This window comes from Acidovorax sp. KPB24-07 (genome assembly GCF_057543315.1).
On record NZ_BAAJYS010000136.1, the window covers coordinates 1 to 9,685 of the forward strand.

7 protein-coding genes and 1 pseudogene are annotated in these 9,685 nt (G+C 68.8%); 4 read left to right on the forward strand and 4 right to left on the reverse strand.

Annotation, left to right across the window (positions count from 1 at the left end; genetic code table 11):
- Positions 1–930: tRNA dihydrouridine(20/20a) synthase DusA (dusA, locus tag AC27IQ_RS14300; protein ID WP_487089869.1), on the reverse strand; the 930-nt coding region annotated here is incomplete at its 3' end.
- Positions 931–1,138: 208 nt separating this feature from the next.
- The gene (locus AC27IQ_RS14305) at positions 1,139–1,591 is read right to left on the reverse strand and encodes an Lrp/AsnC family transcriptional regulator (RefSeq protein ID WP_272569505.1); all 453 of its coding nucleotides are present in this window, start codon (positions 1,589–1,591) and stop codon (positions 1,139–1,141) included.
- Between the two features lie 162 nt (positions 1,592–1,753).
- Here AC27IQ_RS14305 and AC27IQ_RS14310 point away from each other — a divergent pair, with 162 nt between their 5' ends.
- Both AC27IQ_RS14310 and xopAP read left to right on the forward strand, forming a co-directional pair.
- The gene (locus AC27IQ_RS14310) at positions 1,754–2,875 is read left to right on the forward strand and encodes a saccharopine dehydrogenase family protein (protein ID WP_487089866.1); all 1,122 of its coding nucleotides are present in this window, start codon (positions 1,754–1,756) and stop codon (positions 2,873–2,875) included.
- 381 nt (positions 2,876–3,256) lie between these two features.
- Positions 3,257–4,237, forward strand: a complete 981-nt coding sequence (gene xopAP, locus AC27IQ_RS14315) for a XopAP family type III secretion system effector (protein WP_487089867.1) — start codon at positions 3,257–3,259, stop codon at positions 4,235–4,237.
- A gap of 41 nt (positions 4,238–4,278) precedes the next feature.
- Here the strand turns inward: xopAP and AC27IQ_RS14320 are convergent, their stop codons facing one another.
- Complete coding sequence (locus AC27IQ_RS14320; RefSeq protein ID WP_487089868.1) at positions 4,279–6,357, reverse strand: sensor domain-containing diguanylate cyclase; 2,079 nt, start codon at positions 6,355–6,357, stop codon at positions 4,279–4,281.
- A gap of 161 nt (positions 6,358–6,518) precedes the next feature.
- Positions 6,519–7,154, reverse strand: coding sequence for a GntR family transcriptional regulator (locus AC27IQ_RS14325; RefSeq protein WP_284431140.1), 636 nt, complete (start codon positions 7,152–7,154; stop codon positions 6,519–6,521).
- Between the two features lie 124 nt (positions 7,155–7,278).
- On the opposite strand from AC27IQ_RS14325, the gene scpA reads away from it, so the two are divergent.
- The gene (scpA, locus tag AC27IQ_RS14330) at positions 7,279–9,444 is read left to right on the forward strand and encodes a methylmalonyl-CoA mutase (RefSeq protein WP_284431139.1); all 2,166 of its coding nucleotides are present in this window, start codon (positions 7,279–7,281) and stop codon (positions 9,442–9,444) included.
- Between the two features lie 61 nt (positions 9,445–9,505).
- A pseudogene (locus AC27IQ_RS14335) lies at positions 9,506–9,685 on the forward strand (GNAT family N-acetyltransferase); the annotation flags it as partial.

A 9,685-nucleotide genomic window follows, 5' to 3' on the forward strand; every position in this document is an offset into this window, starting at 1 on the left:
CTGCGGCGCCTGCGCGAGGGCCATCACCTCGTGCGCGGGCAGGCCCTTCAGCCGGTGGTCGCTCCACACCTGCCGCCAGCGACGCGCGCCCGGCAGGCCGTGGCGCAGCCCCAGCATGTGGCGGGCGATCGAATACCAGTGGGTGCCATGCAGCGCTGCCTCGCGTGCCATGTAGTCCACCATCGCAGCCTCGACCCCCTCGCGTGTGAGGGTGTTGTCAGCGGCGCCGAAGTAGAGCGCGTCCCAGCGCGCGAGCCACCAGGGGTTGTGGTACGCCTCGCGCCCCACCATGGCGCCATCGACCCGGCCCAGCGCATCGGCCACGGCCTCGTCGGTGGCCAGGCCGCCGTTCAAGGCGATGGTGAGGTGCGGAAAATCGGCCTTCAGGCGCTGCACCACGTCGTAGCGCAGCGGCGGGATCTCGCGGTTTTCCTTGGGCGACAGGCCCTTGAGCCAGGCGTTGCGCGCATGGACGATGAACACGTTGCAGCCCGCATCCGCCACGGTGCCGATGAAGTCGCGCACGAAGCCGTAGTCTTCGCTCTGGTCGATGCCGATGCGGTGCTTGACCGTGACCGGCACGTCCACCACATCGACCATGGCCTTCACGCCGTCGGCCACCAGTTGCGGCTCGTTCATCAGGCAGGCGCCGAAAGCGCCGCGCTGCACGCGCTCGCTGGGGCAGCCGCAGTTGAGGTTGATCTCTCCGTAGCCCCATTGCGCACCCAGCCGCGCGGCCTGGGCCAGATCGGCCGGCTCGCTGCCGCCCAGTTGCAGGGCCACCGGGTGCTCCTCGGCGTTGAAGCGCAGGTGCCTCTCCACGTCGCCATGGATCAGCGCGCCGGTCGTCACCATCTCGGTGTAGAGCAGCGCATGGCGGCTCAGCAGGCGGTGCAGGTAGCGGCAGTGGCGGTCGGTCCAGTCCATCATGGGCGCGACGGACAGGCGCCAGGGACTGTAGGGAGCGGTGGACATGGGCACGGACAGAAAAAGCGGCAGGCAGGGGAGACAGGGCTGGGGGAAGGGCAGTGCGCATTATCCCATCGGACCGGGGAAGACGGATTCGAAGGGAAATGCGCCCATGCCGGCGGATTGATTGCCTGTGTTGCTATGCAATCAGGAGCAAGCGGCAGCGCCTTCAGTCGCCGGCGCCCCGCCGGTCGATCTTGCGGCTGAGCACGATGCTGGTCTGCGTCTGGTGCACGCCCTCCAGCTGGCCGATGCGGTCGAGCAGCGCATCGAGCTGTTCATGGCTGGTGCAGCGCAGAAACACGAGGTAGTCGAACGCACCGCTCACGGCCGAGACCTCTTCCACCTCGGGCAGCGCACCGAGCATGCGCAGCACCGCCGGTGAGGCCTTGGGCAGCACGCTCAGGCTGCACCAGGCGCGCACGGCCTGCGCCTGCAGCGGCGCGCCCAGCCGCACGCCGTAGCCGGCCACGATGCCCTCTCGCTCCAGCCGGGCGATGCGCGCGACGACGGTGGTGCGCGCCAGGCCCAGGCGGCGGGCGAGCAGCGCGGTGCTTTCGCGCGCGTTGGCTTGCAGCAGGCTGAGCAGGCGGCGATCGGTGTCGTCCATTTCGGTGGCCATGGCGGGTCCTTTGGAACAGGGGCTGCGAATGCGTCAGTCATTTTCGTCGTTTCGGCGAATGAATGAAGCAAATACGACGTTTTGCACGCTACACATCGACAGCATCGGCGCCTAGCATGGCTGCATCCATCCCTTCGTTGCAACCCCCTTGAGGAGACCTCCATGCCTTCCACCCCATCGACCCATCGCATCGCCATCCTGGGCGCGGGCCACATTGGTTTTGCCATGGCCGTGCTGCTGCAGGAGGTGGGCGAATACCAGATCACCGTGGCCGACCGGGACCCCGAGGCGCTGGCCCGGGTGGCGGCGCTGGGCGTCGGCACCGTGCTGCTGCAGGACGATGGCGCCCTGGAGGCGGCCGTGGCCGGGCAGTTCGCCGTATTGAATGCGTTGCCGTTCCACCGCGCCGTGCCGGTGGCCACGCTGTGCGCCCGCCACGGGGTGCACTACTTCGACCTGACCGAAGACGTGCGCAGCACCCAGGCGATCCGTACCCTCGCGCACGATGCCCGCAGCGTGCTGATGCCGCAGTGCGGGCTGGCACCGGGCTTCATCGGCGTGGTGGGCAACGATCTGGCGCAGCGCTTCGACACGCTGCACGACCTGCGCATGCGCGTGGGCGCGTTGCCGCGCTACCCGCTGGGCGCGCTGCGCTACAACCTGACGTGGAGCACCGAAGGGCTCATCAACGAATACTGCAACCCCTGCGAAGCCATCGTGGACGGCCAGCCCACCACCGTGGCGGCGCTGGACGGACTGGAGACCTTCGCGCTCGACGGGGTGGAATACGAGGCCTTCAACACTTCGGGCGGGCTGGGCACGCTGCCCGAAACCTGGGCCGGCCGGGCCCGCCGCATGGACTACCAGTCGATCCGCTATCCGGGGCACTGCGCCATCCTGAAGCTGCTGCTGAACGACCTGGGCCTGCGCGACCGGCGTGACCTGCTCAAGGACATTTTCGAGGCCGCCATTCCGGCCACCGAGCAGGACGTGATCGTGGTCTTCGCCAGTGCATCGGGCCTGCGCGGCGGGCGGCTGGTGCAGGACGCGTACTCGGCACGCATCGTCGGCGCCACGGTGGGCGGGCACGCGCTGAATGCCATCCAGCTGACCACGGCGGCCAGCATCTGCGCGGCACTGGACCTGGTGGTGCAGGGGCGGCTACCGCAGTCCGGGTTCATCCGGCAGGAGCAGATCGCGCTGGGGGATTTCCTGGGCAATCGCTTCGGCCGGGCCTATCGCGATCACGCGCTGGCGCAGGCTGAAGGGGCAACTGCCGCCTGAACCGGAGCGAATATGGACCGGGGACGGGGAGGGCTGCGCAGTTCGCGGGGCGGCATCTCGGTTCGCCCACGGTCGCTCCGGACCGCGGCGGGCGCAGTGGAATACCGGCCTCGGTTTCCTCCTCCATTCCATGCGCCGGTGCCAGGGTCTGCGCCCATCCCCCGCCCGCGTGCATCACCCGCGCACCTCTGATCGATGACCACGGCATTTTTCCGACAGCCACTTCCAGCGACGGCACCGCCGCATTCGGTGGGCGCGCCCACTCCGCAAGGCCCTCCACCCGGTGCCCCGGTACGCATCCCGATGCGGCACAGCACGGCAGGGCCGTTGCACGGGTTGGCTGTTCAACGGCCGCCGCGCCTCTCTACCGGCTCCGGGCCGATGCGGGCCCGTCTGGAGGCCTCAACGGTGATCGACATGGCCTCGGTCGATATCGCCGATGCCCTTTGGGTGGTCGATCTGCCGCACGCCGGCGGTGCCCGCAGCCTGCCGTCCAGGGCCACGCAGGCCTTGCAGCGGGCGGTGCTGGAGGGCATGCGGGATTTCGCGGGGCAGGCGTACACCGTGGATTTCGACGAGATCACCGGCCGGGGCGGCATGCGCTTCACCGCCGATCAGTCCAGCGCGGCCACCAAGTGCTGGGACCACCTGGAGCACCCGCAGGTGCTCGCGGTCGTGCTGGGGTTCGCCGGCACACGCATGGAAGACCGCGACGATCTGATGTGCGACCTCAAGTCGCAGATTCCCCGGCCCCATGCCAATCCGCTGGACCCGGGCCTGCCTGACCTGGGACAGGTGGGCAGCGGTTGGCAGGAGCGGTGGCATGCTGAAGCGCTGGCGCCGCGTGCCAACGGGCTGGATCTGGGTGGCCTGCTGATGCGCTATGCCGGCATGGCGCGGGACAGCGGCAAGGCACTGTCGGTCTCGGTGGTGGGACACAGCCTCGGGGCGGCGGTGGCCACGCTGGCCAGCTTCGACATCGCGCATTTTCTGGACGCCAACGGTGCGCGTGGCAAGGTCAGCACCTACGCCTTCAACCCGCCGCGCCTGGGGATGGAGGCCGTCGCGCAGCGCTACGTCGCCCCGAAGACCGCAGGGGGCATGGCCTTCGCGCTGCGCCAGTTCACCCGGTCGCTGGACCCGATCCAGTCCATGCCGATGCTCATGCACCACCCGGGCTGGGTGGCGTCGGCACAGCCAGGGACCTACTCCGCGGCAGGCAATCCCCGGATCGTCACTTACCAGGACCGATGGGCGGATCGGATCAACCTGTCCGCCAACCACGAGCTGCCCCAGTGGCAGCCCGTGATCGCATCGGCCATGCATCCGGTGGACCTGGAGCACCTCTTCAGCGCGCCGTAGGGGCAGGAGCGGGAGTCGCCACTGCCGCCGGCGCTTGGCACCTAGCGGCCGGATGCGTACAGCGGCGCCTGCACCATGGGTTCGGCGCCCTGGAACCGTCGGCAGTGGTTCTTGCCGTTCTGCTTGGCCTCGTACATGGCGTGGTCGGCCTGGCGCAGCAGCAGGTCTGGGTTGTCGCCGTCCAGCGGGTAGATGCTCAGGCCGATGCTGGCCGAGACGAAGCCCTGGCCGTGCGGCAGTGGCACGGGTTGGTGCACGGCCTGCAGCACCCGTTCCAGCAGGGGGGCGCAGTCGTCGGGGGACTGCAGCCCGCCGATCAGCAGCACCATTTCGTCGCCGCCCAGCCGCGCCAGCGTGTCCTCGGCGCGCAGATGCGACTGGATGCGCCGGCCGACCTCGATGAGCAACTGGTCGCCGGCGGCATGGCCGTGCTGGTCGTTCACGCGCTTGAAGCCGTCGAGATCGAGATAGCACACGGCCAGCAGTTCGCGGTGCCTTTGCGCATGGGCGATCGCCAGCACCAGCCGGTCGGCCAGCAGGCGGCGGTTGGGCAGGCCGGTGAGGCTGTCGTACAGCGCGATGTGCTCCAGCTCCTGCTCGTGCGCCTTGATCTGGGTGATGTCGCTGATGACCACGATGTAGTGGTGCGGGTAGCCTTCGTCGCCCAGCACCGCCGCGATGGACACGCGCTGCGGCACGGCCCCCTGCGGGCTGCGCCCGAGCAGTTCCCCCTGCCAGTAGCCCTGGGCCTGCACGGCATGCCACACGCCAGGAAAGTCGGGGTGGGGCGCGGCGGCGTAAAGCGTCTGCACGTGGCGGCCGAGGACTTCAGTGCGGGACTCGCCCATCATCCGCTCGAAGGCGGGATTGGCATCCACGATGGCACGCTCGGCGTCCAGGATGAGCACCGCTTCGTAGCTGTGCGCGAACACGCTGGCGGCGATGCCCAGCCGCATCTCTGCTTCCTTCACGCCGCGCAGGTCGGTGACGAACCCCACGAACATCGGGCCTCCGGGCGCATCGGCGCGGCCGATGGCCAGCCGCAGCGGGAAGGTGCTGCCGTCGCGGTGCAGCCCCAGCACCTCGCGGCCCGTGCCGATGATGCGCGCCTCGCCGGTCTCCAGGTAGCGGCGCAGGTAGCCGTCGTGGGCGGCGCTGTCGGGCTGCGGCATGAGCATGCGGATGTTGCGGCCCAGCACGTCGGTGGGCGGCCAGCCGAAGATGCGCTCCGCCGAGCGGTTGTAGCTTTGGACCGTGCCTTCATGGTCGATGGTGATGATGCCGTCCACCGCCGTGTCCACCAGGGCGCGCAGGCGCGATTCGCTGCGGCGCACCTTGCGGTACATGTCGCGGTAGCGGATCAGGCCGTTGGCCACGCCCGCGAAGATTCCCACCCCGGCCGTCACCAGCGCCACCATCACCGCGAGCGCCTGCGTCCAGGCGTGGCTGTCCGGCATTTCCGGGTCGGCCTGCCCGACGAAGCGGGCAGCCGCCATGGCGGTGTAGTGCATGCCCGAGATCGCCATGCCCATGATGCTGCCCGACAGCACGGTGGCCTGCCAGTTGGACATGCCGCTGCGCTGGTGCACCGTGAAGCGCACCCACAGCGCCAGCACGGCCAGGACGACCGCCACCACGATCGATGCGGCGAACCAGGCCGGGTCGTAGCGCAGGTCCGGTGCCATGCGCAGGGCTTCCATGCCGGCGTAGTGCATGGCGCCGATGCCCGCGCCCACGAGCAATCCGCCCATGGCCAATTGCCGCCCGGTGACCTCCTGGCGGGCCAGCACGGTGAGCGCCACCCAGGAGGCGGCCAGGCCCGGCAGCATCGACAGGAGGGTGATGCCCACGTCGTATTGGACCGCCACGCACAGGGTGAAGGCCAGCATGCCGATGAAGTGCATGGCCCAGATGCCCGCCCCCAGCGCGACGGCGGAAGTGGCCAGCGCCATCGTGCGGTGCACCGGTTCGTGGGTCAGCCGGGCCTGCCCCGCCAGGTGCAGCGCGAGGGTCGACGTGGCCACGGCCACCGCGACCGACAGCAGCACCAGCCACGGATCGTGCTGTGCCACCAGCAGGTCGGCAGGGGACTCTCCCAGCAAGAAAAACCGCTCCAGCATGCAAGCTCCTCCCGTGTGTCACCGGCCTTGGCCGTGGGGGATGGCTACCGCACGCGCGCGGTGCCATCGTTTATGGACAACGGGTGCATCATGAAGGCGATATCCCTGCGGGGCAAGCGCCGGGTGTCTCAGGGGGCGCGGCCCGCAGGCCGCGGCACGGCTCAGGCGGCAGCCTGCAGCCCGTTGGAGAAGTGCTCGCGCATGGCGCAGGCGGCGGCCTGCGCGTCGTGTGCCTGCAGCGCGGCCAGCACCCGGCCGTGTTCGCGCAGCGATTCCTCGATGCGGCCCTGCTTGAGCAGCGAGTTGTGGCGGTTGAGCTTCATCACCTTGCGCAGGTCGGCCACCATCTGGTTGCGCCAGCGGTTGTCGGCCATCTCCAGCACCCGCATGTGAAAGCGCTCGTTCACCGCGAAGAAGCGCTCGCGGTCGGCCACGCTGGCGGCCAGCTCGCGGTGCAGTCCTTCCAGCTCGCGCAGCTGTTCGGCCGTGGCGCTGGCGGCGACCACGCCGGCCGCATCGCTCTCCAGCAGCGCCAGCAGGTGGTACACGTCGCGCAGGTCCTTGTCGGACACCTCGGTCACGTAAGCGCCGCGGCGGACCTTCATCGTGACCAGCCCTTCGGCGGCGAGCACCTTGAGGGCCTCGCGCAGGGGGGTGCGGCTGATTCCGAACTCCTCGGCGATGCGCAGCTCGTCGATCCAGCTGCCGGGCTGCAGCTCGCGCCGAAAGATGCGCTGGCGCAGTTGCTCCGCCACCTCTTCGTAGAGGGCGCGGGGGGTGAGGGTGGCGGCTGACATGGCGGGAATGTACCGCAGAAAAACTATAAATTAATAATTACAGATTGGGTTAGACTCGCTTCACTGTGCCAAATCGTTGCAGCGCCACCGCGCTTTTCTCGCCACCCGTGAAGCCTTCCCAGATATGAGCAGCAACACCCCATTCCCCTCTTTCGCCCCCGCAGACCTCGCCGCGTGGACCCGGGCCGCCGCCAAGTCGGCCCCCGGTGGCGATGTCGCGGCGCTGAACTGGGTGACGCCCGATGGCATCACGGTCAAGCCGCTCTACACGGCCGAGGACACGGCGAATCTGCCTTACGCCAACACGCTGCCGGGATTCGAGCCCTACCTGCGCGGCCCGCAGGCCACGATGTACGCGGTGCGGCCCTGGACGATCCGCCAGTACGCAGGCTTTTCCACGGCCGAGGAGTCCAACGCCTTCTATCGCAAGGCGCTGGCCGCCGGTGGGCAGGGGGTGAGCGTGGCGTTCGACCTGGCCACGCACCGCGGCTACGACAGCGACCACCCGCGCGTCACGGGCGACGTGGGCAAGGCCGGCGTGGCGATCGATTCGGTGGAGGACATGAAGATCCTCTTCGACCAGATTCCGCTGGACAAGGTGAGCGTGTCCATGACGATGAATGGCGCCGTGCTGCCGGTGCTGGCCGGCTACGTGGTGGCCGCGGAAGAGCAGGGCGTGCGGCAGGACCAGCTGTCGGGAACCATTCAGAACGACATTCTGAAAGAGTTCATGGTGCGCAACACCTACATCTACCCGCCCAAGCCCTCGATGCGCATCATCGGCGACATCATCGGCTACACGGCGCGGAACATGCCGAAGTTCAATTCCATCTCCATCAGCGGCTACCACATGCAGGAGGCGGGCGCCAACCAGGCGCTGGAGCTGGCCTTCACCCTGGCCGATGGCAAGGAGTACGTGAAGACGGCCATCGCCTCGGGGCTGGACGTGGACGAGTTCGCCGGCCGCCTGTCGTTCTTCTGGGCGATCGGCATGAACTTCTATCTGGAGGTGGCCAAGATGCGCGCCGCGCGCCTGCTGTGGTGCCGCATCATGAAGGCCACCGGTGCCAAGAACCCCAAGAGCCTGATGCTGCGCACCCACTGCCAGACCAGCGGCTGGAGCCTGACCGAGCAGGACCCCTACAACAACGTGGTGCGCACCACCATCGAGGCCATGGCCGCGGTGTTCGGCGGCACGCAGAGCCTGCACACCAATGCGCTGGACGAGGCCATCGCGCTGCCCACCGAGTTCTCGGCCCGCATCGCCCGCAACACGCAGCTCATCATCCAGGAAGAGACCCACATCACCAGCGTGATCGACCCCTGGGCCGGCAGCTACATGATGGAAAAGCTCACGCAGGACATGGCCGATGCCGCGTGGACCATCATCGAAGAGGTCGAGGCCATGGGCGGCATGACCCAGGCGGTGGACAGCGGCTGGGCCAAGCTCAAGATCGAGGCCGCGGCCGCCGAGAAGCAGGCGCGCATCGACTCGGGCAAGGACGTGATCGTGGGCGTCAACAAGTACAAGCTGCACAAGGAAGACCCGGTCGACATCCTGCAGATCGACAACGTGAAGGTGCGCGACGGGCAGATCGCGCGCCTGAAAGCCATCCGCGAAAAACGCGATGCCGCGCAGGTGCAGCAGGCGCTGGACGCACTCACGGCCGCGGCGGAGAGCGGCGAAGGCAACCTGCTCGACCTGGCCATCCAGGCGATGCGGCTGCGCGCCACGGTGGGCGAGGTGTCCGATGCGCTGGAGAAGGTCTATGGCCGCCACCGCGCCGACACGCAGAAGGTGACGGGCGTGTATGCCGCCGCCTACGACTCTGCCGAAGGCTGGGAGCAGCTCAAGGCCGAGATCAACGAGTTCGCCGAGGCCGAAGGCCGCCGCCCGCGCGTGATGATCGCCAAGCTCGGCCAGGACGGGCACGACCGCGGTGCCAAGGTGGTCGCCACGGCCTTCGCCGACCTGGGTTTCGACGTGGACATGGGCCCGCTGTTCCAGACCCCCGAGGAATGCGCCCGCCAGGCCATCGAGAACGACGTGCACGCCGTGGGGGTCTCCACCCTGGCGGCGGGGCACAAGACGCTGGTGCCGGCCATCATCCAGTCGCTCAAGGACCAGGGCGCGGACGACATCATCGTCTTCGTGGGCGGCGTGATCCCGGTGCAGGACTACGACTTCCTCTACGAGGCGGGCGTCAAGGGCGTGTATGGCCCCGGCACGCCTATCCCGGCCAGCGCCAAGGACGTGCTGGAGCAGATCCGCAAGGCCTTCGCGGCATGACGATGGCGACCGTCGGCCGGGCGCCTGCGCGCATGGCATGGCGCCGCGTGGAGGTGCCGCATTGACCGCCCCCGCATTCACCTGGCATCCGGTGGCCGAAGCGGACTTCGAGCCCATGCTGGCGCTGCGCACCGCGGCCATGCGCGAGAGCCTGGAGCGCGTGGGCCGCTACACGCCCGAGCGCTCGCGCGAGCGGCTGCGCGCGGCTTTCACCCCCGAGCACATGCAGCACCTGGTCGCA

What these genes read in the sequence shown, in the direction of transcription:
- AC27IQ_RS14305 (WP_272569505.1), bottom strand. Translation starts at nt 1,591, where the DNA reads ATGGCCACCGAAATGGACGACACCGATCGCCGCCTGCTCAGCCTGCTG.
- AC27IQ_RS14310 (WP_487089866.1), top strand. Translation starts at nt 1,754, where the DNA reads ATGCCTTCCACCCCATCGACCCATCGCATCGCCATCCTGGGCGCGGGC.
- xopAP (WP_487089867.1), top strand. Translation starts at nt 3,257, where the DNA reads ATGCGGGCCCGTCTGGAGGCCTCAACGGTGATCGACATGGCCTCGGTC.
- AC27IQ_RS14320 (WP_487089868.1), bottom strand. Translation starts at nt 6,357, where the DNA reads ATGCTGGAGCGGTTTTTCTTGCTGGGAGAGTCCCCTGCCGACCTGCTG.
- AC27IQ_RS14325 (WP_284431140.1), bottom strand. Translation starts at nt 7,154, where the DNA reads ATGTCAGCCGCCACCCTCACCCCCCGCGCCCTCTACGAAGAGGTGGCG.
- scpA (WP_284431139.1), top strand. Translation starts at nt 7,279, where the DNA reads ATGAGCAGCAACACCCCATTCCCCTCTTTCGCCCCCGCAGACCTCGCC.